The sequence below is a fragment of the Burkholderia sp. Ac-20353 genome, from assembly GCF_017104785.1.
In the GTDB taxonomy this organism is placed as follows: domain Bacteria; phylum Pseudomonadota; class Gammaproteobacteria; order Burkholderiales; family Burkholderiaceae; genus Burkholderia.
On sequence record NZ_JAAGPL010000011.1, the window covers coordinates 33,496 to 59,200 of the forward strand.

The 25,705-nt window shown below is 62.6% G+C and carries 27 protein-coding genes; 11 read left to right on the top strand and 16 right to left on the bottom strand.

Annotated features, from left to right (window positions below; all coding sequences use genetic code 11):
• Positions 1 to 7 precede the first annotated feature (7 nt).
• The 3 genes from G3N94_RS05165 to G3N94_RS05175 form a co-directional block, all read right to left on the bottom strand.
• The gene (locus G3N94_RS05165; RefSeq protein ID WP_205791026.1) at positions 8 to 790 is read right to left on the bottom strand and encodes an ABC transporter permease; all 783 of its coding nucleotides are present in this window, start codon (positions 788 to 790) and stop codon (positions 8 to 10) included.
• Positions 780 to 1,670 (bottom strand): ABC transporter permease subunit, encoded by an 891-nt coding sequence (locus G3N94_RS05170; protein WP_241021604.1) that lies wholly within the window; start codon positions 1,668 to 1,670, stop codon positions 780 to 782. The genes G3N94_RS05165 and G3N94_RS05170 overlap by 11 nt, the downstream gene beginning before the upstream one ends.
• 110 nt (positions 1,671 to 1,780) lie before the next feature.
• Positions 1,781 to 2,830 (bottom strand): extracellular solute-binding protein, encoded by a 1,050-nt coding sequence (locus tag G3N94_RS05175; RefSeq protein WP_346778650.1) that lies wholly within the window; start codon positions 2,828 to 2,830, stop codon positions 1,781 to 1,783.
• A gap of 224 nt (positions 2,831 to 3,054) precedes the next feature.
• Between G3N94_RS05175 and G3N94_RS05180 the strand changes: the two genes are divergently transcribed.
• Together G3N94_RS05180 and G3N94_RS05185 are read left to right on the top strand one after the other, a co-directional pair.
• On the top strand, positions 3,055 to 3,801 hold the full coding sequence (locus tag G3N94_RS05180; protein WP_124601272.1) for a UTRA domain-containing protein: 747 nt from the start codon (positions 3,055 to 3,057) through the stop codon (positions 3,799 to 3,801).
• Positions 3,791 to 4,924 (top strand): TIM barrel protein, encoded by a 1,134-nt coding sequence (locus G3N94_RS05185; protein ID WP_205791028.1) that lies wholly within the window; start codon positions 3,791 to 3,793, stop codon positions 4,922 to 4,924. Before G3N94_RS05180 ends, G3N94_RS05185 begins: the two co-directional genes overlap by 11 nt.
• Here G3N94_RS05185 and G3N94_RS05190 read toward each other — a convergent pair.
• From G3N94_RS05190 to G3N94_RS05205, 4 genes are all read right to left on the bottom strand, one after another.
• The gene (locus tag G3N94_RS05190) at positions 4,912 to 5,376 is read right to left on the bottom strand and encodes a hypothetical protein (protein WP_205791029.1); all 465 of its coding nucleotides are present in this window, start codon (positions 5,374 to 5,376) and stop codon (positions 4,912 to 4,914) included. The genes G3N94_RS05185 and G3N94_RS05190 overlap by 13 nt on opposite strands.
• Positions 5,377 to 5,436: 60 nt before the next feature.
• Positions 5,437 to 6,654 carry a patatin-like phospholipase family protein gene (locus G3N94_RS05195; RefSeq protein WP_205791030.1) on the bottom strand — a complete coding sequence of 406 codons (1,218 nt, stop codon included), beginning with the start codon at positions 6,652 to 6,654 and terminating at the stop codon, positions 5,437 to 5,439.
• Complete coding sequence (locus G3N94_RS05200; RefSeq protein WP_205791031.1) at positions 6,651 to 7,436, bottom strand: 3-hydroxybutyrate dehydrogenase; 786 nt, start codon at positions 7,434 to 7,436, stop codon at positions 6,651 to 6,653. Before G3N94_RS05200 ends, G3N94_RS05195 begins: the two co-directional genes overlap by 4 nt.
• Before the next feature lie 63 nt (positions 7,437 to 7,499).
• Entirely contained in the window at positions 7,500 to 8,240 is a 741-nt protein-coding gene (locus G3N94_RS05205; protein WP_205791032.1) for an acetoacetate decarboxylase, read from the bottom strand.
• A gap of 466 nt (positions 8,241 to 8,706) precedes the next feature.
• On the opposite strand from G3N94_RS05205, the gene G3N94_RS05210 reads away from it, so the two are divergent.
• Positions 8,707 to 9,288 (top strand): phosphatase PAP2 family protein, encoded by a 582-nt coding sequence (locus G3N94_RS05210; protein ID WP_205791033.1) that lies wholly within the window; start codon positions 8,707 to 8,709, stop codon positions 9,286 to 9,288.
• A gap of 24 nt (positions 9,289 to 9,312) precedes the next feature.
• Here G3N94_RS05210 and G3N94_RS05215 read toward each other — a convergent pair whose 3' ends face one another.
• The 4 genes from G3N94_RS05215 to G3N94_RS05230 form a co-directional block, all read right to left on the bottom strand.
• Complete coding sequence (locus G3N94_RS05215; protein WP_205791034.1) at positions 9,313 to 9,534, bottom strand: hypothetical protein; 222 nt, start codon at positions 9,532 to 9,534, stop codon at positions 9,313 to 9,315.
• 173 nt (positions 9,535 to 9,707) lie between these two features.
• Positions 9,708 to 10,526 carry a siderophore-interacting protein gene (locus G3N94_RS05220; protein ID WP_205791035.1) on the bottom strand — a complete coding sequence of 273 codons (819 nt, stop codon included), beginning with the start codon at positions 10,524 to 10,526 and terminating at the stop codon, positions 9,708 to 9,710.
• Between the two features lie 77 nt (positions 10,527 to 10,603).
• Positions 10,604 to 11,308, bottom strand: coding sequence for a PadR family transcriptional regulator (locus G3N94_RS05225; RefSeq protein WP_205791036.1), 705 nt, complete (start codon positions 11,306 to 11,308; stop codon positions 10,604 to 10,606).
• A gap of 260 nt (positions 11,309 to 11,568) precedes the next feature.
• Positions 11,569 to 11,751: a hypothetical protein gene (locus G3N94_RS05230; protein WP_205791037.1), complete on the bottom strand. Its 183-nt coding sequence runs from the start codon at positions 11,749 to 11,751 to the stop codon at positions 11,569 to 11,571.
• A gap of 371 nt (positions 11,752 to 12,122) precedes the next feature.
• Here G3N94_RS05230 and G3N94_RS05235 point away from each other — a divergent pair, with 371 nt between their 5' ends.
• From G3N94_RS05235 to G3N94_RS05270, 8 genes are all read left to right on the top strand, one after another.
• A complete protein-coding gene (locus tag G3N94_RS05235) occupies positions 12,123 to 13,211 on the top strand; it encodes a branched-chain amino acid ABC transporter substrate-binding protein (RefSeq protein WP_241021605.1) in 1,089 nt (362 codons plus the stop codon).
• A gap of 87 nt (positions 13,212 to 13,298) precedes the next feature.
• Positions 13,299 to 14,216: a branched-chain amino acid ABC transporter permease LivH gene (locus G3N94_RS05240; protein WP_205791039.1), complete on the top strand. Its 918-nt coding sequence runs from the start codon at positions 13,299 to 13,301 to the stop codon at positions 14,214 to 14,216.
• Entirely contained in the window at positions 14,216 to 15,493 is a 1,278-nt protein-coding gene (gene livM, locus G3N94_RS05245) for a high-affinity branched-chain amino acid ABC transporter permease LivM (RefSeq protein ID WP_205791040.1), read from the top strand. The genes G3N94_RS05240 and livM overlap by 1 nt, the downstream gene beginning before the upstream one ends.
• A gap of 104 nt (positions 15,494 to 15,597) precedes the next feature.
• A complete protein-coding gene (locus tag G3N94_RS05250; RefSeq protein ID WP_241021615.1) occupies positions 15,598 to 16,383 on the top strand; it encodes an ATP-binding cassette domain-containing protein in 786 nt (261 codons plus the stop codon).
• A 19-nt stretch (positions 16,384 to 16,402) separates the two neighbouring features.
• Entirely contained in the window at positions 16,403 to 17,128 is a 726-nt protein-coding gene (locus G3N94_RS05255; RefSeq protein WP_205791041.1) for an ABC transporter ATP-binding protein, read from the top strand.
• A 308-nt stretch (positions 17,129 to 17,436) separates the two neighbouring features.
• Complete coding sequence (locus tag G3N94_RS05260) at positions 17,437 to 18,243, top strand: NAD(P)H-dependent oxidoreductase (protein ID WP_205791042.1); 807 nt, start codon at positions 17,437 to 17,439, stop codon at positions 18,241 to 18,243.
• A gap of 81 nt (positions 18,244 to 18,324) precedes the next feature.
• A complete protein-coding gene (locus G3N94_RS05265) occupies positions 18,325 to 18,774 on the top strand; it encodes a VOC family protein (protein ID WP_205791043.1) in 450 nt (149 codons plus the stop codon).
• Between the two features lie 272 nt (positions 18,775 to 19,046).
• Positions 19,047 to 19,433: a PaaI family thioesterase gene (locus tag G3N94_RS05270; RefSeq protein WP_205791044.1), complete on the top strand. Its 387-nt coding sequence runs from the start codon at positions 19,047 to 19,049 to the stop codon at positions 19,431 to 19,433.
• A 193-nt stretch (positions 19,434 to 19,626) separates the two neighbouring features.
• Here the strand turns inward: G3N94_RS05270 and G3N94_RS05275 are convergent, their stop codons facing one another.
• The 5 genes from G3N94_RS05275 to G3N94_RS05295 are packed head-to-tail and all read right to left on the bottom strand — an operon-like array spanning position 19,627 to position 25,691.
• Positions 19,627 to 21,105 carry an aldehyde dehydrogenase gene (locus G3N94_RS05275; RefSeq protein WP_205791045.1) on the bottom strand — a complete coding sequence of 493 codons (1,479 nt, stop codon included), beginning with the start codon at positions 21,103 to 21,105 and terminating at the stop codon, positions 19,627 to 19,629.
• Positions 21,106 to 21,124: 19 nt separating this feature from the next.
• Complete coding sequence (locus G3N94_RS05280; RefSeq protein WP_205791046.1) at positions 21,125 to 21,952, bottom strand: CoA ester lyase; 828 nt, start codon at positions 21,950 to 21,952, stop codon at positions 21,125 to 21,127.
• Positions 21,945 to 23,321, bottom strand: coding sequence for an MmgE/PrpD family protein (locus G3N94_RS05285; protein ID WP_205791047.1), 1,377 nt, complete (start codon positions 23,319 to 23,321; stop codon positions 21,945 to 21,947). Before G3N94_RS05285 ends, G3N94_RS05280 begins: the two co-directional genes overlap by 8 nt.
• A gap of 24 nt (positions 23,322 to 23,345) precedes the next feature.
• Complete coding sequence (locus G3N94_RS05290) at positions 23,346 to 24,524, bottom strand: CaiB/BaiF CoA-transferase family protein (protein ID WP_205791048.1); 1,179 nt, start codon at positions 24,522 to 24,524, stop codon at positions 23,346 to 23,348.
• Between the two features lie 9 nt (positions 24,525 to 24,533).
• Positions 24,534 to 25,691, bottom strand: coding sequence for an acyl-CoA dehydrogenase family protein (locus G3N94_RS05295; RefSeq protein ID WP_205791116.1), 1,158 nt, complete (start codon positions 25,689 to 25,691; stop codon positions 24,534 to 24,536).
• Positions 25,692 to 25,705: the final 14 nt, after the last annotated feature.

Sequence of the window (25,705 nt, forward strand, 5' to 3'; positions counted from 1 at the left end):
AGGAAACCTATTTGTTGTTTGAGCGACCGAACCGATTGGCCAGCCAGGTCAACACGAGTGTGCAAAGGAAGTAATTCATCACCAGCGCGCTGGTGAAGTGGCCGCTGCCCGCATTCAGGCTGTACAGATAGACCTGCAGCGTTTCGTAGCGCGCACCGACCAGCATGTTGGCGAACACGAATTCGCCGAACAGAAGCGAGAACGACAGGAACAGCGACGCCATCAGCGCTTTGCGCAGATTCGGCAGGATCACCTGCATGAACGCGCGCGGCGTGCTCGCGCCGAGCAGGCAGGCGGCGTCCATCAGGCCGGCGACATCGAGTCCGCGCAGGCTATCGGCGAGCGCGCGGTACATGAAGGGCAACGCGATCGTGAAGTAGCTGCCGATCAGGATCCACGGCGTGCCGACGATCTGCACCGGCCCGTCGGCGAACAGCTGCAGCAGACCGACCGACGCGACGACCGGCGGCATCGAGAACGGCGTCAGGATCAGCACGTTCATCCAGCGGTCGGCGCGCGGGAAGCGGTAGAACACGACGAATGCCGCGGGCACGATCACGAGCGTGGCGAGCAACAGCGTGCCCGCGCAAATCAGCAACGAATGGGCAAACGCAGTCAGGAATCTCGCGTCGTGCCAGAGCTGCAGGTGCCAGTCGAGCGTCAGTCCTTCGGGCAGGATTGACGCTTCCCATCGCGTCGACAGCGAGTAGAGCAGTGTCGCCAGGATCGGCAACGCGAGCAGGAGGCTCAGCAGCGCGACGACACAGCGATGGAGGCGATCAGCGCGCATGGTAGCTCCTCTTCAATAGCCATTGGTTGACGGCGGCGATGAGCGCGAGCAGCGCGACGAGCAGCACCGACAGCGCGGCGGCCAGGTCCGGCTGCAGATCGAGGTTGCCGGACACGAGGCTCGCAATGCGCACGGTCACGAGGTTGACGTTGCCCGAGGTCAGCGCAAAGGCGGTCGCATATGCGCCCATTGCATTGGCCAGCAGCAGGATGAAGGTGCCGAGCAACGCCGGCGCGAGCACCGGCAGCGCGATGTGCCGCCAGTAGGCCCAGCGCGTTGCGCCGAGCAGCGCGGCAGCCTCCTGCCACTGGTCGTCGAGCGCATCGAGCGCCGGGTACAAGAGCAGCAAGCCGAGCGGCAACTGGAAATACGTGTAAAGCAGGATCAGTCCGTTGCGCGAATACAGATGAAAGTCCTGCAGCAAGCCCCACTCGCGCAATAGAAGCGTGAGCGCGCCGTTGGTGCCGATCAGGATGATGAACGCGAACGCCAGCGGCACGCCGGACAGGTTGCTCGTCATATTGGTGAGCGCGATCACCACGTTTCGCAGCCGGCTGTCGACGCGGCGCAGCGACACGGCGCCGAGCAGTGTGATCAGCAGCGCAATGACGCTCGAATAGAGCGAGAGGCGCAGGCTGTTGTCGAACGCCTGGCGGTAGAACGGTGAGCCCAGAATGGCCCGGAAATGCTCGAGCGACAGGCCATGCTCGCCCGTCACGCTGTGCGCGAGCACCCAGCCCATCGGCGCGACGCAGAACAGGCCCAGCAGCGCGAGCGTCGGAACGAGCAGGAGTGCCGAGCGCCAGTAGCGCAGGCGACGCGAACGGGCAGGTGTGGCGCCGACGCGCATCGTCAGCGGCGAAGAGAGGGAAGTTTTCATCGGATCGGTGGTGTCGAGAGGCCACGCGAACGCCGAGGCGAGCGGGCCGTCTGCCGCGTCGGGGCGGCGTCGCCGTCGGGCAGCGACGCCCCCTGATATGCGGTGCGTCCTTATTGCATGTTGACGATCACCTGCTCCTGCCACTGGCGCGGCAGCTGCTTCTGCGTGTTTTCCCAGGCGGCGATATCGCCGATCGGCCTCGCGACGCGGTATTGCGCAGCCGGCAGCAGCTTGGCGGCGATATCCTGCGGAATCTTCACTTCCGCACGGATCGGACGCGCATAGCCACGCGCGAGGTTGACCTGGCCGGCATCGCTCAGGATGTACTCACGCGCGAGCATCGCTGCGTTCGGGTGCTTCGCGTACTTGTTGATGATCGTCGAGTAACCGTAGGTCAGCGAACCGTCCTGCGGAATCGACACGTCGAAGCGCGAACGATCGATCTTGTCGCGGTAGGCGAGCGCGTTGAAGTCCCACTGGATGCCGACTTCCACTTCGCCCTTTTCCAGGTTCGCGATGTTCGGGTCGTTCAGCGTCAGGCGGCCCTGCTTCGCCAGTTGCGCGAACAGGTCGAGCGCCGGTTTCAGGTTCTTCTCGTTGCCGCCCAGCGCATACGCGGCGGCGAGCACCGCGCTGCTCGCGCGCGCGGAGGTGCTCACGTCGCCGAGCGCGACCTTGTACTTGCCCTTGAGCAGGTCGGCCCAGGTCTTCGGCGGGTTCTTCACGAGCTTGTTGTTGACGATGAACGCAATGGTGCCGGTATACGACACCATCCACTGGCCGTCCTTGTCTTTCGCCCACGCGGGGATCTGATTCCACGTCGTCGGCTTGTACGGCTGCGTGACGCCCTTTTGCACCGCCACCGGCGCAAAGGTATAGCCGACGTCACCGATGTCGCCGCTCGCGTTGTTCTTCTCGGTTTCGAACTTGGCGATTTCCTCGGCCGAGCTCAGGTCGGTGTCCTGGTGCTTCAGGCCGTATTTCTGGGTCAGTTGCAACCACGTGTCCTGCCAGTTGGCCCAGTCGGCAGGCATGCCGAGGCTGTTGACCGCACCTTCCTTCTTCGCGGCGACGATCAGGTTGTCGGTGTTCTGCGCAAACGCGGTAGCGACGGTCAGTGTCAGGGCGCCAGCCATGCAGCCGGCAATCAGGGTTCGCACGGTAATCATCCTCTGGACTAGTCAAAAAAACAGCGCGAATAGTAGAGGCCGAATGTGTCAGTTTTGCGTCCGGGCGGTCGCGCTCCGGTTTGGAGTCCGGAAGATCGAGTATTTCATCGGTCTGTACGCGGTAAATTCGCGCGATTTCGCGGATGTCACACGGTTGTCACCATGTTTTGGCAAAAAGACCGGTCTCGAAGAACGACAATTGGACTAGTCCTGAAATGAGCGATCGTCCTCCTACCCAGATCACGCAGATCCGCCAGGCGCTGGCCGGCCAGATCGACAGCGGCCTGCTCACGCCCGGCATGAAGTTGCCGTCCGAGCGCGAGCTGTGCGAGCTGTTCGACACCACCCGCATCACGCTGAAGGATGCGCTGCTGGCCCTCGAGGCGGAAGGACTGATCTATCGCGAGGAGCGGCGCGGCTGGTTCGTGGCTTACCCGCGGCTGAACTACAACCCGCTCTATCGCACCTATTTCCAGCGGATGGTCACGCTGCAGAAGCGCGAGGTGGAAACCCGCGTGGTTGCGACCAGCCAGGTGGTCGCAAGCCCGGTGCTGTGCAGGGAAATGGAATTGGCGCCGCTGACTCGCCTATACCAGATCTGCCGCCTGCGCTACCTCGACGGCCGGGCGGTGTCGTATGTCGAGCATTTCCTGAAGCCGGAGCGTTTCCCCAACATCCTGGAGCGCGACCTGTCGAAATCGCTGACGCTGACCTACATGCGGCACTACGACCTGCATTTTTCCCGTTCGCGCTTCGAGATCTATCCATCGGCCGCGCGCGGCGAGGTCGCGCAGCACCTGAACGTCACGCCGGGCAGCCCGATCCTGATGATCGCGAGGGTCAATTACGACCAGCATGGCATGCTCGTCGACTGCGACCACGAATACTGGCGCCACGACGCGGTGCGCATTTCGGTCGACAGTCAGGCGGAACAACCATTGGGCGTAGAAGATGCGGCATGAGCGCCCCGAACGCGCCACGTCATCGAGCAATCACATGCCTCATTCCATGCAAGCGATTCAGAACCGGTTCGACGCGCTGTTGAGCCACAACGTGCAAGAGCCGTCTCGTTGGCCTGTTCGCGGTCTCACGCGGGACCTGGCCGCGAGACTGCTGCAGCGGCTCGACAGCGTGCGGCTGTTCGGCCACGCGTATCCATTGCTGACCAACCTGACGCACGGACGCTATCGGCCGATCGACCTGCTCGATTTTGCGTGGCGCCACGAACTCGACGGCGTATGCATTCATCTGCTGGACGGGGAAGCGCGCAGCCTGAGCCGGATGAACGATGACGAATTGCGCATAGTCGCGCGCCGTGCCGAGACGCTCGGCTTGGCGGTCCACCTGGAGATCAGCAGCACGGCGCGCGTCGACGTCGATGAAGCGGCACGGATCGCTCAGGTCATGGCGGTGCGCAACCTGCGGGTCTACGCGCGCTACGAGGGCCGGCTGTCTGCCGTCATGGACCGGATCGAGGCCGATCTGCGCTACATCGCGCAACTGGCGGACCGCTGTGATTTGCACGTCGATTTCGAACAGCACGAAGAACTCAAGAGCGCGGAGATCGCGGCGCTGCTGCGTCGCGTCGATCACCCGCGCGTCAATGCGCTGTTCGACTTCGGCAACATGATCAACGCCGGTGAAGCGCCGCTGCAGGCGTTGCGGACGTTGGCACCGCACATCCGTCAGGTCCACATGAAGGGCGTGCGCATCGTGCCGGAAGCGCGAGGATTCGGCCATTACGGCGTGCTGCAAGGCAGTGCCGACGATGCGCTGCCCGGCGCGCGGATGCTGTTCGAACTGTTGATGCTGGGGGAGGACGCGCCACAAGTGATCGCCTTCGCCCTTGAGCAGGAAAACCACTATCCCGCGCCGGCATTCCGGCTGATCGACGAAGAGCCGGACCCGTTCATTCCGTACCGCGCGATGAGCGATACGCCGCTACCCGCGGGTTATACCGTCGAACAGATGATGGACGGGGAGGAGCGTTGGGCGATCAACCAGATCGCCTATGTGCGCGGGATGCTGCGGGAGTTGAGGGTGCTGGCGGAGTGCGCGCTGCGCGCGTCGCCTCACAGCCGCTGATCCCTCGCCAGCATCAGCACGCGCGCCCAGCGCAGCGCGTCGCGCTTGTCCATCATCGGCAGTTTCCACTCGCCGCGCGCGGCGTCGCGGATCCGCACGACGAGATGCCAGCGGCCACCGATCGGCGCGGCCAGGCAGCCGTCGAGTTGCGACAGCGTATAGCGGCCGTCTGCGCCATCGTGCGACAGCCACAGCAGCCCTTGCGTCGCGGATACGCGCAGCTCGCCCCACGCACGATGCACGACGTGGGTCCAGCCTTCTTCCTTCGTGTTCGGCGCGATGTCGCGGCGACGCTTGATCCACCACGCGACGAGCGCGATCAGCAGCGCGGCGGCGATTGCCGCGGCGGTCACGGCGACCGGCTGGCCGAACCGGGCGGCGATGACGTGAAACGTATGAATCGCGCCCCACACGAGAGCGATGAGCGCAAACAGCGCAATGAAAATCGGCATGTCGGAATCAGAAAAGGAACGGACCGGCGCAGGCATCGCGCCGGTCCGTGTTGCACGACATCACCGCTTGCGGTGAATGTCGTGCGTCACGAAGCCCGAGTCGTTCGTGGGCAATGCGAGGCCGTCCTTGACGGCGAGCGTCTTGCGGATGTCCGACAGACCTGCGGACCAGTGGTCGCGCATCGTCGACAGACCGAACTGATAGTCCTTGTAGTGATGCTCGTACGCCTTCTGCTGGTAGATCAGGTGCTGGATGTTGTACTTCTTGCCGCACGACATCGCATCCGCCTCGATGCACCAAGGGTCGGTCTTGCGCAGCGCTTCCGGCACCTGGTCGAGCACCTGGCGCAGCACGTTGCGGTAGCGCTGTTCGCGCTGCAGCGTGTCGGTGACGAAACGCGTGCGGCTCGAATACTGGACATCCTTCGTGCGCTCGGCAACGTCAGCCATCGTGCGCGGCAGCGGCCCGCGCGCGCTCCACAGGTCGACCTGGAACGCGAGCGTATCGCGGCGCGGGCGCGCGCGCAGCACTTCCATCAGCGGTGTGTTCGACACGACGCCGCCATCCCAGTAGTACTCGCCTTCGATTTCGACCGGCGGGAATGCGGGCGGCAGCGCGCCGGACGCCATGAAGTGTTCCGGCTCGAGGCGCGTGTGCGTGTTGTCGAAGTACACGAAGTTGCCGGTGCCAACGTTGACCGCGCCGACCGACACGCGCGTTTCGCCCGAGTTGATGCGGTCGAAATCGCACAGCTTCAGCAGCGTCGCGCGCAGCGCAGACGTGTCGTACCAGCTGACCTTCTCCGGATGATCGGAGACACCCGGCAGCGGCGGCGGGAAGCGCGGCGAGAAGAAGCCTTGCTGGCCCTGCATCATCGCGCTGGCGGCCTGCGACGCGGTGAAGAACGTGCGGATCTGGTCGATGCTGTTGAACAGCGCGAACTCGAACGCGGCCGGTATCGCAGGAAAGAACGCCGGCTGGCAGATCGTTTCCCAGAACTGGCGCAGCCGCTCGACGCGATGCTCGGGCGCGTTGCCCGCGATCAGCGCGGTGTTGAGCGCGCCGATCGAGATGCCCGCGATCCAGTCGAGCGGAATGCCCGCCTCGTGCAAGCCTTCGAACACGCCGGCCTGATACGCGCCGAGCGCGCCGCCACCCTGCAGCACGAGCGCGATCGTCTCGTAGGGCAGCGCGCGCGCGGGGGCCGGCGCGCCGGCCTCGTGATGCAGGTCCGCCGCATCGACGGCCTGCTTTTCGGTGCGGGCGTGCGGCTTCATTGCATGAACCAGCCGTGGCTGACGACGAACGACTGGCCAGTTAGCGCGGCGCTCGGGAACGCCGACAGGAACAGCACCGTCTGCGCGACGTCCTGCACGGTCGTGAACACGCCGTCGACCGTATTGCCGAGCATCACCTTCTTCACCACTTCCTCTTCGCTGATGCCGAGCTCCTTCGCCTGCTCCGGAATCTGCTTGTCGACGAGCGGCGTGCGCACGAAGCCCGGGCACACCACGTGCGAACGCACGTTGTGCTTCGCACCTTCCTTCGCCAGCACGCGCGCGAGGCCGAGCAGCCCGTGCTTCGCGGTCACGTAGGCCGACTTCAGCGGCGACGCCTCGTGCGAGTGCACCGAGCCCATGTAGATCACGACGCCGCCGCGATCGTCCTTGTACATGTGCTTGAGCGCGGCCTTGGTCGTCAGGAACGCACCGTCGACGTGGATCGCCTGCATCTTCTTCCAGTCGGCGAACGAATAGTTCTCGATCGGGTTGACGATCTGGATGCCCGCGTTCGACACGAGGATATCGACCGAGCCGAATGCTTCGGCAACCTTGTCGATGCCGCTGTTGACTGCATCCTCGTTCGTCACGTCCATCGCGACGCCGATCGCCTTGCCGCCCGCATTGATGATCTCTTGCGCGACCGCGTTCGCGCCGTCCTGGTTCAGGTCGGCGATCGCGACCGCCGCGCCGGCCTTCGCCAGCTCGAGCGCGATTTCCTTGCCGATGCCGCTTGCGGCGCCCGTGACGACGGCGGTCTTGCCATTCAGATTGCTCATGTTCGAATTCCCGTGGTGAAAGGTGAAGAAAGGAAGAAACAAGGAAGAAGCGGACAGCGGACCTTACTGAGCCAGGTAATCGTAGACGACTTCGCCGAGACCGAGTGTCAAATCTGCGACGAGGTGGCGGGCTTCGACGATCTCGAGCACCGGCAGGTCGGCGACCGGCGCAAGTGCATGCGGTGCGAGTTGCAGTGATGCGGGGCCCGTCCATGCGCCCTTCATCTTGATGTCCTGCATGTAATAGCGCACGAGTTCGCACACGCGGGCGGTTCCGTCGACGTGCGGAATGATCTTCAGCAGGAAATTGGGGCCGGCGAGACGCGCGGTCTGTTCGGCGATGTCGAGTTCCTTGTGCTTGTAGCCCATCGTGCCGGTCGCGACGCGCACCTTGCCGTAGTCGAGCGTGCCGAGGATGTGATCGGTGTTCACCTGCAGCGTCGGCGATGCGAGCTTCTTCGGAAAGCCCCATAGCTCGCGGCCGCCGGCGATCGGCGGGTGGTCGTCGAGATACATCGCGAGCGTGTAGCCGCCCGGCTGGCCGTTGTACTCGACGGGGATCACCTGGCCGCTTTCGGTGTAGTCGCCGAAGCCGGTGGAGTCGGCCATGCGAATGAACTCGTAATGCACGAGCGGCTCGGTGATCTGCAGCGGTTCCGGCACGACTTCGCGCAGGCGGGCCGGATCGGTGCGATACGTGATGATCAGGAACTCACGATCGACGAAACGGTAAGGACCCATCGGGAAAGCAGGGCTGGTCAACGGCATCGCAAACGCTTTCGATCGGACATCACTCGGTTTCATGTGGACTCCTTGTAGATGATCGGCTTCGTGGATGAGTGCCCGTAATCGTATGCCCGCACGCCGTCGTTGTGCGATGCCGCAACTGGAATAGATTGTTGCGGAAACCAAAGCGTTGACTGAGCAAATGTTGACTCGAACGGCGCAAATGGCCCCGATGGACGCTCAACGTCCCGATCGTCGCAGGCGTCGATGACGATGCGATGTGATCAAAGGTGAGCCTTTACGGGATGAATGGTGAGGTTTTACGGGGAACGTTCTGTCCGGAATATTTCAATTGTGTGAACTTGTGTTGCAATGGACGTTCTAAGTGCGTCTTTGCTGACGGAACTGGCAACACACGCCAGGCCCGCCGGACAACCGCCGGACGCCCGGCGGACGACATTAAGCATCGCTTAAGCGAGCCACTTTTAGCATCGTGTATGACCGCCTGGCCGGTCAGGCACTCCCGCCCCACATATCCGGATTCATGCAAAACCTCAATCTCACCCTCTTTTCCGCCATCAACGCCGGCCCGGCGCCGCAACCGGGCATCGTAAAGCTCGCGATCTTTGCCGCCGACTGGCTCGTCTACGCGATTCCGGCGATGCTGCTGCTGACCTGGATGTTCGGCATGCGTAATACCCGGCGCCAGGCGATCGAAGCCGGCGTCGGCGCGTGCGTGGCGCTCGCGCTCGCGCAGGTGCTGTCGCATTTCTGGTTCTCGCCGCGGCCGTTCATGGCCGGCGTCGGCACGCAGTTGATTCCGCATGCGCCGGATGGCTCGTTTCCGAGCGATCACATGACCTTCGTCTGGAGCGTGGCGGCCGGCATGTTGCTCGGCAGTGCGACGCGTGTGACCGGCCTCGTGATGGCCGCGATGGCGGCGGCGATCGCGTGGGGGCGGATCTATGCGGGCGTGCATTGGCCGTTCGACATGGCGGGCGGCGTGCTGGTCGGCACCGCCGGCGCGCTGGCCGCGCACCTGTATGCACGGCCCGTCACGGCGATGCTCGAGCGCATCGGTGAAACCGTGCATGCAGTCGTGATGGGGCGCCTGCACGCGCGGTAACGGGAAGGGTCAGGCCGGACGCGATCAGTCCGGCGTTTTGGCCGCTTCGGCGGCCGCGGCCGGGCCGGCGCCGCCGTGCAACTCGACCGCGTCTGCAGGCTGCTGCGCGGCATCGCGCTCGAGCGTGCTTTCCTTGAGGATCGCGCACATCGCGACGAACAGCGCGAGCGCGACGGCCGCAAGGCTGCAATAGCCGGCGATCTTCAGGTTGCGAAGAAAAGGCGACGCGTGGCTTGCTTTTGTCATGACCCGGCGCTCCTGGGGGCGGACAGCATGGGCTGCCTGACTACGCTGACAGCGATACCGCAGACGTAGGTATATACCAGCCGCCGCGCCGATGCCAAGGCGTTCGCGCGCCGGACGCAGCCGGGCGCCGGAACCCGGGATGCCGGAACCCCCAGATCGGGAGTCCGAATTCGTCAGTCGTCGAGCGATTCGTGCACCGCGCTCGCGCCGCGCTTCCAGTAAGCCGCCGCACTAATCCGCGCCTTGTCGACGCCCCGCTCGCCGGTCAGATGCTGCCGCACCGCGCGCATCGCGAGCGCTTCGCCGGCTGCCCATACATAGCCTTCGCCTGGCGGCAGCGGCAGACTGCGGACCGCGTCCAGCAGCGCATCGCCGTCGCCGGCCTGCGCGTCGTCGCGGAAACGCCAGATCTCATGCACTTCCGCGCGCGTATCGAACGCAATTTGCGCGCCGCGGTCCGCGACTTCCAGCACGACCGCCGCGCGCGAGCCGGCGGGCAGTTCCTCCAGGCGCCGCGCGACGGCCGGCAGCGCGGTATCGTCGCCGATCAGCAAATGCCAGTCGAAACCGGTCGGCACGACGAACGAACCGCGCGGGCCGCCGATGCCGAGCCATTGGCCGACGCGCGCCTGCGCGGCCCACTGCGACGCCGGGCCCGGGTGGTTCAGCACGAATTCCAGATCCAGTTCGCACGTCGACCGATCGAAGCGCCGCGGCGTGAAGTCGCGCGCAACGGGCTTCGGCTCGCCTTCCGCGAACACGGGGCCGTTCGGTCCCATCTCCGGCAGCGTGGGGCGCTCGGCATCGGGCGGTGGCAGGAATACCTTCACGTGATCGTCGAACGACGCCGATTCGAAGTCCGCGAGATCGGGGCCGCTCAGCGTGACGCGCAGCAGATGCGGCGACACCGCGTGTATGCGCACGACCTGCAGCAGGCGGAACTTGAGGGAGTGACGCACGCGGGTCACGGTGCGTTCGGGTGTGGTTTGCATCAATCGGTTCTCCGGTGTCGACGAGCGTGGGCGCTTCTGCGATGACGCTCATCCAAAATGAAGCGAGGCGGCGCGGGTCACTCTTCAGTGCGGCCTTCGATCTCGGCGGTCGCGCGGCGCAGGATCGCGGCGATGCGGCGCTGCTCGTCGGCGGACGCGCCGCTCTTGTGCAGCAGTGCCTGCTTCAGCGCGACGCGCGCCTCGACGAATTCCGGCAGCCACCCGCCTTGCGACTCGTCTGCCGCTGCGCCGGCCGCTTCACCGGCGAACGCGCGGCGCATGAATTCCATCTTGCGTGCGAGGTGCGTGAGGCGCGCGAACAGCGTGTCGACGCGTTCGCGCTGTGCGTCGAGGTGGGCGCGGCCGGCGTCGGTCAGTGCGTAGCGCTTGCGGTTGCCTTCCGCCTGCGACGCGACGAAGCCGACTTCCTCGAGATACGTCAGTGCCGGATAGATCATCCCGGGGCTCGGGCTGTAGAAGCCGTTCGAACGGGTATCGAGCGCCTTGATCAGCTCGTAGCCGTGGCTCGGCTGGTCGGCCAGCAGCGCGAGCAGCAGCAATTGCAGATCGTCGGCACTGAACTGGCGGCCGCGTGGCATTGCATCGTCGCCGCCGAAGCCCCCGAAGCCGCCGGGGCCGCCGCCGAAAGGCCCGCCGCCGAACGGATCGCGGCCGCGGCGGTGGCGGCCGATCGCGTGCCAGAAACCGGTGAGCCACGCGGGGGCGGAATGCGCACCGTACCCGTCGCTACGGGCGCGGCCGCCGAAGTGGTTGTGTCGCATGATCGAGTCCTATATGTCGAAAAACATATCTAAAGATATATATCGAAAGATAGGATGTCAACGTGGAATATTTGGGGTTGGATGATGTGGGGCTTCCCCTTCTCGTGTACCTTCCGGACTCTCAATGATTGTGAGCTTTTTCTCACATATTGAATGGATGTATCGATAGATACAGTCTATGACGATCGCCGGTCTTTCCCGCCGTAGGGCACGCTCGCAGACGTTGTCGCGTTACTCGACCGTCCGTCAGACGATGACTCTCAGGGCGCTTCGGATCGGATCACGTGAGCCTCGCCATCAAGCAGGCTTACGGCAAAGCAGACAATGCGGTCCCGCCATGCCGTCGGCACGGCATCGGCATGGGTGTCCACGGACGCAATATTGATAAGAACGGCCAGTGGATATTCGATCGAAGTCTCCTTGATCGCGTGCAGAGAGGCCATCCGATAATCGATGAGTGGTGTATCGAAGACTCTTCATCTGCTTCTCCGCAGGCTTGACCTGGCTTTTCGGTTCGAGGCGCCGAGTACGGCCGCATAGGGGTCAACCCTCAAACACATTAACTCCTAGGGTTCAGCTGCCGGCATTCGGCGCCATTCCGCGCACTGTGGCTGGAACACTGCATATTTAGACAGCAGCTAACCCCCGGTTTCGCACAATCAAATTCCGAGCCGTTTTTGGCGTAGGCAACCTTCGATCACTCGTGCCCCGGCATGAGTGTCACACGACGGTGGCGGCCAATGACCAAGGCATGCCCCACATCGAAGCCTGCTCTTTGGAGATGGTTATGAATGGCCGGAAAATGTTGAATGGGATGAGTGCGGCAATCGGCGTCGGCGGGGTGGCGCTGCTTTATGCCGCATCGGCAAGCGCGAGTCTCAACGTTGCAGTCGCCGGACCGATGACGGGCGAGTACGCATCGGGCGGCGAGCAGTTCAGGAAGGGCGCCGAGCAGGCGGTGAAGGACATCAATGCGGCTGGTGGCGTTCTGGGCCAACAGCTGAACCTGATCGTCGGCGACGACGTGTGCGATCCGAAGCAGGCGGTGTCGGTCGCCAACGACTTCGTCAACAAGAAGGTCGCGTTCGTCAACGGCCACTGGTGTTCCAGTTCGACGTTGCCGGCGTCCGACGTGTACAACGATGCGCAGATTCCCGAGATCACCGTTTCGACGAACCCGAAGATCACGGAGCGCGGAATCAAGGGCTTGTTCCGCATTACGGGGCGCGACGATCAGCAGGGCTCCGTTACGGCCGCCTATATCGCGGACCACTTCAAAGGCAAGAAGATTGGCGTCAGCGACGACAAAACCGCATATGGCGGTGGTCTGGCCGACGAAATCGCAAAAGGGCTCGCGGCCAAGCAGACGCCTGTCGCATTGCGCCAGTCCATCACGGCGGGCGAGCGCGATTACTCCGGGTTGATCAGCAAGATGAAGGTCGCCGGTGTTCAACTTCTGGCCTACGGCGGCTACTACCAGGAGGTTGCGCTGATTCTGCGCCAGGCTGCGCAGGCCGGTCTCGATCTGACGGTCATCGGCGGCGACACGCTCAGCAACAACGAGCTGGTCAATGCCGCAGGCCCGCAGATCAACAAGGTGCTGTTCACGTTCCCGCCCGACCCGCGCAAGAGCGCGGCTGCATCGAAGGTCGTCGCTGCCTTCCGCGCACAGAAGATCGAGCCCGAAGGTTACATGCTCTATTCGTACGCGGCTATGCAGGCATACGCAGATGCCGCGAAGCGTGCGAAGAGCACCGACTACGCCGCTGTAGTGAAGCAACTCCATGACGGTACGTTCGACACCGTCGTCGGTCAGCTGAAGTTCGATTCGAAAGGAGATCTGAAGAATCCGGGCTACGTCGTCTACAGATGGAACGGCAACAGCTACGACTACGTCAAGTGATGCGGACGGCAACGCATATCGCATGAAGGGCGCGGCGGGTCGCACCGGGCGGGCCGCCGCGCTGCAACGAGATGTATCGGAGAGGCTATGAGTCAGGCGTTACAGCAGCTGATCAACGGTTTGACCTTGGGGGCGATATACGGTCTGATCGCAATCGGCTATACGATGGTCTACGGCATCATCGGCATGATCAACTTCGCTCACGGAGACATCTACATGGTGAGCGCGTTCATTGCCGTGACGTGCCTTACGCTGCTCGGCTCGGGCGGCGTTTCTTCTGTGGTGCTCGCTATTGGCGTGACGCTGATTGTCGCGATCGTACTGACGTCTGCGTTCGGCTGGACGGTCGAGCGGGTCGGCTACCGCCCGCTGCGCGGCTCGAATCGTCTTGCGCCGCTGATTTCGTCGATCGGCTTGTCGATCTTCCTGCAGAACATGGTGCAACTCACGCAGGGCGCACGCGTCAAGTCGGTTCAACCTGTCGTTACAGGCGGCATCAACATACCGATGGGCAGCGCGGGTCACGATGTTTATCTGTCGAACATCCAGATCCTGATCGTCATCGTGACGATTGCGCTGATGAGCGCATTCACGTTGTTCATCCACAAAACGTCGTTCGGCAGACAGCAACGCGCGTGCGAACAGGATCAACGCATGACGCGTTTCCTGGGTTACGACGCCGATCGCATCATTTCAGTGACGTTCATGATTGGCGCCGGACTTGCCGCTGTCGCCGGCGTGATGGTCACGCTCTATTACGGTGTCGTCGACTTCTCGATCGGCTTCATTGCCGGCATCAAGGCATTCACGGCGGCGGTGCTTGGCGGTATTGGCTCGATTCCCGGCGCGATGCTGGGCGGGGTCATTATCGGCCTGATCGAGGCGTTCTGGTCCGCTTATCTGTCGCCGGAATACAAGGACGTGGCGACGTTCGTGATTCTAATCGTGTTCCTGATGTTCCGGCCGTCCGGGCTGCTCGGCCGCCCAGAGGTGGAGAAAGTCTGATGAGTACGACGATGTCCAAGCAAGTCAATCTTCCGTTTCGCATTCGCGATGCGCTGGGCGCAGCGATTGTCGCCGCAGTCGTCGGACTGCCGATGCTCGGGCTGACGACGCACGACGGCTCAGGCGGTCTTCAGGTGCAGACCCGTTGGCCGTTGCTCGGTGCGTTCGTGATCGCCGCGTTTGTCGGGCGCATGGCACTGCAGTGTCTGCTGGAATATGTTGCGATTGTCCGGAAGAGTCGCGTTCAGAAGGGCAAACAGGCTACGGCGTCCTCGTCGAGGCTGACGTGGATCGGGACGTGTGCCGTCGCATTCGCGGTCGTGTTGCCGGTGATGTTCTCCGGCAATCGCTACGTTGTCGATACGGCGACGACAGTGCTGATCTACGTGATGCTCGGCTGGGGACTGAACGTGGTTGTCGGCCTCGCAGGTCTGCTCGATCTGGGATATGTCGCGTTCTATGCGGTCGGGGCTTATTCGTACGGATTGCTGTCGACCCATTTCGGTCTCGGATTCTGGGAAGTCCTGCCGATCGCGGGCGGCCTCGCCGCCGCTTTCGGGATGATCCTCGGCTATCCGACGCTGCGGTTGCGAGGCGATTATCTCGCGATCGTCACGCTCGGCTTCGGAGAGATCATCCGGCTCATACTGATCAACTGGGGTGACGTTACCGGTGGGCCGAACGGTGTCTCGTCGATTCCGAAGCCGACGTTTTTCGGGCTGGCGATGCAAGCGTCGGCAGACGGTCCGACCTTCTCCAGTCTGTTCGGCATCGAATACTCGCCGCAGCAGCGGATCGTATTTCTCTACTACCTCATCCTCGGGATGGCGCTGCTTACGAACCTGTTTGTTTCCCGCCTGCGCCGGCTGCCTGTCGGTCGGGCATGGGAAGCGATCAGGGAGGACGAGATTGCTTGCAAGGCGATGGGGCTCAACGTAACGAACATCAAGTTGTCCGCGTTCGCGATCGGAGCGATGCTCGCTGGATTTGCCGGTGTGTTTTTCGCCGCGCGCCAGGGCTTCATTTCCCCGGAGAGCTTCACGTTTTCGGAATCGGCCACGATTCTTGCGATCGTCGTCCTCGGTGGCATGGGCAGCCAGCTTGGCGTCGTGTTCGCGGCCGCCGTGCTCGTCGTGCTTCCTGAGCTCGGACGAGATTTCTCTGAATATCGAATGCTGTTGTTCGGTCTTGCGATGGTATTGATCATGATCGTGCGGCCCGGTGGGCTGATCAGTCACCGTCGCGCAACGATCACGGCACCTGCGGAGGGCAAGTGATGGATCCGATGACGCCGCTGATTTTTGAAAGCGCTCCTGCTGGATTGGGTCGGAGCGAATCCCCCGGCGAACGCGGACCGCTACTGCACGTCGAAAACATCGTGATGCAGTTCGGTGGGCTTCGCGCGATCGAAAATATGTCGATGACCGCGCGCGCCGGCGAGGTGACCTCTGTCATCGGTCCGAATGGCGCAGGCAAAACGACGTTCTTCAATTGCCTGACCGGTTTTTATAAGCCAACGTCGGGCGCGATTGTCCTGGAGCATCCCACGCGCGGGAAGTTGCGCCTGGATGCGATGCGAAACGCGGACGTTGCACGTGTCGGGCAGGTGGTACGGACCTTTCAAAACATCAGACTCTTTCCGCGCATGACCGTGCTGGAGAACCTGATGATCGCCCAGCACAACGCGCTCCAGAAGGCGTCGCGCTTTTCGATTTCCGGTGCGCTTAACCTGCGCGGATATCGCTCTGCCAGCCGCGATGCCGTTGCGAAGGCAATGGAATGGCTCGAGCGACTCAATCTGCGGGACCTTGCCGACAAGCCGGCAGGCGACATGCCGTATGGTGTTCAGCGTCGCATCGAGATTGCTCGCGCGATGTGTGCTGATCCGATTCTGCTTTGCCTCGACGAACCCGCTGCTGGGCTGAATCCGCGTGAATCCGCAGCATTGACCGCGCTGCTTTCGTCTCTTGCTCGAGACAGGGGTATCGGCGTGTTGCTCATCGAGCACGATATGAGCGTGGTCATGAAGGTATCCGATCACATCGTCGTGCTCAATCACGGCAAGAAGATTGCCGAGGGCACCCCTGCCGAGGTGAAGGCAAATCCTGACGTGATTGCCGCTTACCTCGGCGAAGAGGAAAGCGAAACATCGGACCAGCAGGCCTGACTACGCGAGGAATTCTTTCATGCTCAAGATTTCGGAATTGTCCGCGCACTATGGCAGCGTGCAGGCATTGCATCACGTCAACGTCGAGGTGAACGAGGGAGAGATCGTCACGTTGATCGGTGCGAACGGCGCCGGCAAGTCGACGCTGATGAACACGATCTTTGGCTATCCGCGCGCGAGCGGCGGTTCGATCGTGTTCGAAGGACGCGACATCACCAAGCGGCCGTCGCACGAGATCGCGAAATTCGATATCGCGATCGTCCCGGAAGGGCGACGTATTTTTCAGCGCATGACGGTGATGGAGAACCTGCTGATGGGGGATACATCCCGGGATCGGCAGACGTCGCAGGACATCGAGCGAATGGTCGGGATGTTCCCGATTCTCGGCAGCCGGGCGTCCCAACGTGCCGGAACGTTGTCCGGCGGCGAACAGCAGATGCTGGCGATCGCACGGGCGTTGATGTCGCATCCGCGGTTGCTGCTGCTCGACGAGCCGTCGCTTGGCCTGGCACCGATCTACATCAAGAAGATCTTCTCGGTGATCCGCGAACTCAACACGCAATATGGGATGACGATTCTGCTCGTTGAGCAGAATGCTCATCATGCACTGCGAGTCGCCCATCGGGGGTACGTCCTTCAACACGGGCACATCGCGCTCGAAGGAGACGGGCCTTCGTTGCTGGCGGATCCGGCCGTGCGTGCGGCGTATCTGGAGGGCGATACAGCACAGCTCGACGCGGCGTGACCGATCGCACCGGGGCCAGGGGCGCCGGTGCCGGTCAATCGGCGGGGCGACGTAGCAGTACCGACTGCCCCGTCGACTGTGCACGACTCCGTATAGCCTGGTGTTGCCGATTCAGACGAATGCAGGCGCGACAATCGAGATACTTTGGTTTGCATCGCGCGACTGTGCAAAATTCCGCAAAAAGTTACCGCTCTGTCACAAGACGGCCGACGAGAACCGGTTCAGAATTGACGCCAACAGATCGGAGCTACGGCGCTCCGGTGTTCATGTCGGACATGTGTCCCGATCGATCTTGACGGAGTAAGAACATGAAGGTGCTGATCGTCTTTGCCCATCCCGAACCGAAGTCGTTCAATGGTGCGTTGAAGGACAAGGCTGTCGCGACGCTGACCGCGCTCGGACACGAGGTCCGCGTGTCGGATCTGTATCAGATGAAATGGCGGCCGGATCTCGGTCTGGATGATTTCACCGGTCCGCGTGCGAACTCCGATTACCTGGACCTGTCAGCCGAGCAGGAACACATGTTTGCGACGTCGAAGCCGACGCCGGATGTGGTCGCCGAGCAAGAGAAGGTGCTTTGGTCGGACCTGATCATTTTCCAGTACCCGATGTGGTGGTTCGGCATGCCGGCGATCCTGAAAGGCTGGGTTGATCGCGTGATGACGCGTGGCTTCGCATACGCGACCGGGCGCAAATACGATACCGGCATGTTCAAGGGGCGCAAGGCGATGATCTCGACCACGACGGGTACGGCGTCGAGCCTGTACGAGCCGGATGGCGTCGACGGCGATATCAACCACCTGCTGTGGCCGATCCATAACGGGATCTTCAAGTACCTGGGTTTCGACGTGCTGCCGCCGCACGTGTCGTGGATGCCAGCGCGCGTGTCGGCAGAGGAGCGGGCGGCGTATCTGGCGTCGTACGAAGAACGGCTGCGAACGCTCGAACAGACGCCGTCGCTGTTCTTCCATCCGTTCGAGGATTACGGTACAGACCAACGTCTGAAGCCGGGTGTGATCGCCCGGTCGGGCTTCCAATGGAACCCGGGTGCCGGACAAATCCGGGAAGAGGCGGCGGACCAATTTACGGCACCGAACGTCGCCAAGTTTGGCTGAATGGATGGACTGGTGTGACGGGAGGAATTCGCGTCGCACGGGTCTCATTTGCTTTCCTTTCGTATTTCGACTGGTGTCGACATGAGCAAACCCGACATTTTCCGGAAACTGCATCACGTCTGTATCGTTGTTCGCGACATGAATGCGGCCACCGCGTATTACGAATCCGCCGGCATCGGCCCGTGGACGGACTTCCCGCCACTCGATGCGTTCAAGCTCGACGGCTACGATCGCGACGCTTTTCTGAAGTTGAAATACAAGTTTGCGAACGTCGACAACGTTCAGTTCCAGCTCTGCGAACCGGGCGACGGCGACACGCCGCAAAAGCGCTTTCTGGAAAGCCACGGTGAAGGCGTGTTCCATCTCGGGTTTGCGGTTCCGGATGTCGACGCAGCGGAAGCCGTTGCAACCGGGGCGGGCATCGAGGTACTCGGTCGCGGGCGGTTGCCGGACGGCAGTGGTTTCACGTATTTCGATACGGCGAAAGCGGGCGCCGGCGTCAATCTTCAGGTTCGCGCACGAAAAGAGTAAGACAAGGCCTTTCGGTGTCGCGTGTCGACCCGCGCACACTTGTGCTCTTGGCTACGACGATGGGGCCATCCGATCAGTGCCGGAATTGATCGGCACGGAACGGAGACATTCGTCGTTTGTGCCGCCCGACGGGCGGCACGTTTTTTTATCCTTTCAGGAAATGCGGCGACGTGTTCGAATGTCGTTGCCCTGTCAGAACGTATCCCCTCCGATCTCCCTTTCCGCCGCCACTCACCAAGGTAGCGCGCGTACTTCACGCATGGAGTGATCCGATGATCCGCCACGAACTCGATAATCCGTTTCTCGAAGCGTTGGGTGCGACCTTGACCGAATGGCAAGACGGATTTGCGGAGATCACGATGCCGATCAGCGCGACGCATCTGAACCGGCAACGCGTGTTGCAGGGAGGCGCCGTCGCGACGCTGCTGGATGCGGCCTGTGGTTATGCCGGGCTGCACAGTGACTCGGGCGAAACGGTTCACGGCTTCACGCTGTCCTTGACGATCAACTACCTGGACCGTGGCATCGGGCAGCAGGTCACGGCCAAGGGCATTCTCGAGCGTAAAGGCAAATCGATTTACTTTTGTCGTGGCGAGGCCTGGGTTGACGGTCGCATCCTGATCGCTACCGCACAGGGGACGTTCAAGTACGCGCGATAGCGTTGGCTGCTCGTTTGCTCAGGGGGATGGGTCGGTCGTTAGGAGGCCGAGCAGCAGGAACTGAGTTGGGGTGTTCCGATATATAACGTCGGAAGCCTGGCGCGAAAGAGATTGAGGCGTGATGTGTTTGGGAAATGGCGAGGATTTCGTCGTTCTTTCTTAGGCGGGGCAGCGCCCCGCCCACCCCGCCGAATCACCGCATGACGAACGGGTTGGCTGTCTTCACACCCGTATTGATCCACACACTCTTCGTCTGCAGATACTCGCGAATCGCGTCGATGCCGTTCTCGCGCCCGAGCCCGGAATCCTTGTACCCGCCGAACGGCGACATGTAGCTCACCGCGCGATAGCTGTTGACCCACACCATGCCCGCCTGGATGCGTTCCGCGACGCGCAGCGAGCGGCCGATGTCCTTGGTCCAGACACCCGAGCCCAGCCCGAAGCGAACGTCGTTCGCGATGCGCACCGCGTCGTCTTCATCCCTGAACTTGATGATCGACAGGATCGGGCCGAACACTTCTTCCTGCGCGATCCGCATGTCGTTGCGCACGTCGCCGAAGATCGTCGGTTCGACGAACCAGCCGTTGCCACACGCCTGGTCGCTGCCGGGCTTGCCGCCGAGCAGCAGTTTCGCGCCTTCTTCCTTCGCGATGTCGATGTACGCGAGCACCTTCTTGTATTGCGGACGGGTAGTCACCGGACCAACCTGCGTCTCGAGCGATGCGGGATCGCCCATCTTCGCAGTGCGGGCAAGTGCCAGCAGGCGCTCGACGAACGAGTCATAGATGCTTTCCTGAACCAGTAGCCGCGAGCCGGCGATGCAGGTCTGCCCCGTTGCTGCAAAGATCCCTGAAACGGCACCATTCACCGCGTCGTCGAGATCAGCATCCTCGAAGACGATATTCGGCGACTTGCCACCGAGCTCGAGGCTCACGTGCTTGAACTGCCGTGCCGCGGCTTCGTTGATTGCGCGCCCGGTCGAATCGGCGCCCGTAAAAGTGATCTTCTTGACGAGGGGATGCTCGACGAGCGGCGCACCGACGTCCGCACCGAATCCGGTGACGACGTTCACCACGCCCGGCGGGAAGCCGGCTTCTTCGAACAGTTTCGCGAACTCGATCGTCGACACCGATGTGAACTCGGACGGCTTGATCACGACCGTGCAGCCGGCCGCGAGCGCCGGCGCGATCTTCCATGTGGCGAGCAGTAGCGGCGAGTTCCACGGCGTGATCGCGGCGACGACTCCGAGCGGCTCGTTGCGCGTGAAATTGAAGTAGCCCTTCTTGTCGAGCGGAATCACCGCGCCCTGGATCTTGTCGGCCAGGCCGCCGAAGTAGTAGTACCACTGCGGGATGTACTGGCACTGGCCATACATTTCGGCCATCAGCTTGCCATTGTCACGCACCTCCAGTTCGGCGAGCCGTTTCGCGTCGCGAGCGATCAGGTCGCCGACACGATGCAGCAGTTGGCCGCGCTGGCTCGGCGTCATTTGTGCCCACGGGCCGGACGTGAAGGCCGTGTGTGCGGCCTGGACAGCGCGGTCGACGTCGGCGGCGGTGCCTTTCGCAACCATTGCCCACGGTTCGCCGGTGTACGGATTTTCAGTCTCGAACCAATCGCCGGATGACGACGGACAGTTTCGTCCGCCGATGACCATTTCAAAGCGTTCCATCGTTCCTGCCTCCATTCGGTTAGGGCGCGGCCACCGCACGTCGTTGCGATTCCGCGAGAATTTCCTGCGCCTTGAGAATGACCGGACGGTCGACCATGCGCCCGTCGACTGCGACGGCAGCGCCGTGCGATGCGCCGGCTGTATCGACAACCTTGCGCGCCCATTCGATCTCTTTTTCCGTCGGCAGGAACGCGGCATTGACCGCCTGTACCTGCTTAGGGTGAATGCAGAGCTTGGCGCCGAAGCCTAGCCGCTTCGCGCGAAGCGTGTCGCGCTCGATCTGCGCGGGATCATCCAGTGCGAGGCTCACACCATCGACGGGCGGCAGCAGGTTGCCGAGGCGGGACGCCAGCACGATGTGCGACCGGAAGTACAGCAACTGCTCGTCGTCGCCGTCGATCGACAGATCGAGCTGGCAGTCGATATTGCCGAACACGAGGCGAGTCGTCAGTCGGTGCTGCGCGATAGCGACCACATTGCGGAAACCCTGCGCTGTTTCGATCATCGGCAGCACTTCGGTCGGCTTGCCGGCGAACTCACAGAGGAAGATGTCGTCGATGCGCTCGGTCTTCGGCAGCATGACCGTCTTGACAGACGGTGCGCGGCACAGCGCGATATCTTCGCGGAACCATTCACTGTTGACGTCGTTGATGCGTACGGCGACCGGTGTGTCGTTGGTTGCCAGCCACTCGGCAAGCGCGGCGCGTGCGACCTTCTTCTCGGCGGGCGGCACCGCATCTTCGAGGTCGATCACCACGACGTCGACGCCCGAGGCGGCGGCCTTCGCAAAGCGATCCGGTCGATTACCGGGAACAAACAGATAGGAACGGGGTGCGAGCTCAGACATGTCGATTCTCCGGGTTGCGTGAGGCGAGCAGTGACGGAACGACCTTGGCGTCAGCGATGGCCCAGATCTTCCCGATCGATTCGGTGACTTCGGCTTCGGTTGCCGCGTCGGCATACAGCGCGAGCGTGCGAACCTTGTGTTCCAGTTCGGCACGCGACAACGTATTGCCGGGGTCGCCCTTCGGATCGTCGACGCGACCTTCCAGGGTGCGGCCGTCCTTCGTCGTCACGGTGACTTTGCCGATCCAGCGTGCCGGATAGGCGGAGTCGACTTCCGGGTCGAGTTCCATTCGAACCTTGTCGCGGAAGCGCACGATGTCGGGTGACGCGTAATGTGCGTCGAACTCGCGCACGCCGGCATGCCCGTAGGCCGCTACGAGGCCGAGCACCGTCCCCATCGAGAACTTCGCCTGATGGACCGTCTGCGGATTCACGACCGGCCCGAGGACGTCTATTGCGGCCTGGTGAACGTGCGTGACCACGCGTTCGATGTCGTCCGGCTTCAGCGCATTGCGCTCGATGATTTGCAACAACGCGTCGGCAGCCGGATGGGTGTGTCGGCACGACGCGTGGTACTTGAACGAGGTTTCGGCCAGTGCCCAGCGTGTGCCGAGCCGATCAACCAGTTTGTCCGGGTACGTCTGGTCTGACATCCCCGCCCCCATTCCCTTCTCGCCTTCGAGAATGTCTGCCGCGCCGGTGAAACCCTCTGCCGCGAGATAGGCCGCGAAAAGGCCGCTTGCTGCGGCCTTTGCCGTATGCAACTGTTTCGAATCTGCCGCATCCTTGAGGAATTGCCACAGACCCGCCGCTTGCGTACCGGCCGAGCCGAACGCGTGCAGCATTTGTTCACCGTCAAGGTTCAGCAAGTGGCTGACTGCTGCAGCGGCAGCAAGCGTGCCGACGGTACCGGTGGTATGAAACGTCTTGTAGTGGGAGCGGCCAAGGAATTCGCCGACCCGCACGCCGACTTCATAGCCCGCGACGCATGCGGTCAAGAACTCTTTTCCGCTGCGCCCGAGTGATTGCGCGGCGGCCAATGCAGCGGGAAAGACGACCGTGGCCGGATGCAATACGGAACTATTGTGGAGATCGTCCTGCTCGGCAAAGTGCGAGGCGGCCGCATTGACCAGCGCAGCGAAAAACGAGCTTGTCGTGCGCCGCGAAATCAGCACTTCGCACGGTCCGGATGCGGGCCCGAACTTGAACGCGAGCTCGTGGATGGTTTCCACCGGGCGGGCGCCACGGCCCGCGAGTGCCGAGCCGTACCAGTCGAGGAAAAGGTCTTCGGTGCGACGAATCACGTCGACGGGAATCTGGTCGAAGCGGAGTTGTGCCGCGAAGTTCGCGAGAGTTTGGGTATGGGTCATGTTCGAGTCGCTTGCGGTTGCGGGTTAGATCACGCGCGTGTCGCGCCATCTGCGAACGTCTGCGTCGGTGAAACCGAGTTCGTGGAGAAGTGCATCGGTGTGTTGCCCCAGGGCGGGGACGGCATCCATGCGAACGTCTTCCGCGTGATCGACGCCGGGCGGAAGGAGCGCCGGGATGCGGCCGGCAGGAGAATCGACTTCGACCCACCGATTGCGCGCGCGAAGCTGCGGATGCGCCCAGACGTCGGCCATCTCGTTCATGTGGGCATTGGCGATCTGTGCGGTGTCGAGTCGATCAACGACTTCCGCCGCAGTGAGCTTCGAGAATGCATCGACGATGATCGCGCACAGCGCATCGCGTGACGCCACGCGCTTCGCATTCGAATTGAAACGAGGATCTTCCGCCAGTTGCGGTACATGAAGGACGTGCTCGCAGAATGCGGCCCATTCACGCTCGTTCTGCAGGCCGAGCATCACCGACTTGCCATCTCCGGCCAGGAAGGGTCCGTAGGGATAGATCGTGGCGTGTGCCGCGCCTGCCCGAGGGGGCGGCGATGCACCGTCGAATGCGTAGTACATCGGGTAGTTCATCCATTCGACCATGCTTTCGAGCATCGAGACGTTGATCTCCTTGCCGAGCCCGGTCTTGGATCGCTCGAGCAGTGCCGCCAGGATATTGGTGTATGCGTACATGCCAGCGGCGATGTCGGCGATCGAACAGCCCGCTTTTGCCGGGGAATCGGCGCCACCCGTCACGGACAGAAAGCCGGATTCGCTCTGGATCAGCAGGTCGTAGGCCTTCTTGTCGCGATACGGACCGTCCGGCCCATAGCCGGAGATGTTGCAGACGATCAGCCCGGGATGAGACGCATGCAACGCGTCGTAGGACAGGCCGAGGCGTGCCGCTGCACCGGGGGCGAGGTTCTGCACGAGCACGTCGGCGTCTGCGAGCAGTTTTCCGAGTACAGCCTTGGCATCCGGCGCCTTCACGTCGAGCGTCAGGCTTTCCTTCGAACGGTTGCACCAGACAAAGTGCGATGCTTCGCCGTTGACGCGTTCGTCATAGGCTCGTGCGAAATCGCCCACGCCAGGACGCTCGACCTTGATGACGCGTGCGCCCAGATCGGCGAGCTGCCGTGTGCAGAAAGGCGCCGCGATCGCGTGCTCGAGCGTGATGACCTTGATGCCGGTCAGTGGTTTCATGGCGCGCTCCTAGAAAGATCGCGGCAGACCGAGCAGATGCTCGGCGACGTACGACAGGATCAGGTTCGTCGAGATTGGTGCAACCTGATACAGGCGCGTCTCGCGGAACTTGCGCTCGACGTCGTATTCGTTAGCGAAGCCGAATCCGCCGTGGAACTGCAGGCATGCGTTCGCGGCTTCCCACGATGCGTCGGCCGCAAGCAGCTTGGCCATGTTGGCTTGCGCACCGGCCGGCTGCTTCGCGTCGAACAGCTCGCATGCCTTGTAGCGCATCAGGCTCGCGGCCTCGACGTTCACGTAGGCGCGCGCGATCGGGAACTGCACGCCCTGGTTCTGACCGATCGGCCGGCCGAACACGACGCGTTCCTTCACGTACTTCGAGACCTTGTCGAGGAACCAGTACCCGTCGCCGATGCATTCGGCAGCGATCAGCGTCCGTTCGGCGTTCAGGCCGTCGAGGATGTACTTGAAGCCCTTGCCTTCTTCGCCGATCAGGTTTTCCGCGGGAATCTCGAGGTTGTCGAAGAACAATTCGTTCGTCTCGTGATTCACCATGTTCGGGATCGGGCGCACCGTCATGCCGTTGCCGATTGCCTCGCGAAGGTCTACGAGGAAAATCGACATACCTTCGGATTTCTTCGCTACCTGGTCGATCGGCGTCGTACGAGCCAGCAGAATCATCAGATCGGAATGCTGGACGCGCGAGATCCAGACCTTCTGTCCGTTGACGACGTAGCGATCGCCCTTGCGAATGGCTGTCGTCTTCAACTTCGTCGTGTCGGTGCCCGTTGTGGGTTCGGTCACGCCCATCGATTGCAACCGGAGCTTGCCGCTGGCGATCTGCGGCAGATACTTCGACTTCTGCTCGGCCGAGCCGTGGCGCAGCAGCGTGCCCATGTTGTACATCTGACCGTGGCAGGCCCCCGAGTTGCCGCCGCTGCGATTGATTTCTTCCATGATCACCGATGCCTCGGTCAGGCCGAGACCGGATCCGCCGTATTCCTGCGGAATCAGCGCGGCAAGCCAACCTGCATCGGTCAGCGCCTGGACGAAGGCCTCCGGGTACGCGCGTTCCTCGTCGATCTTGCGGAAATATTCCGACGGGAAGTTCGAACACAGATCGCGGATGGCCTCGCGAATCTCTTGGTGCGGTGCGGCGATATCCAACACGTGAATCTCCT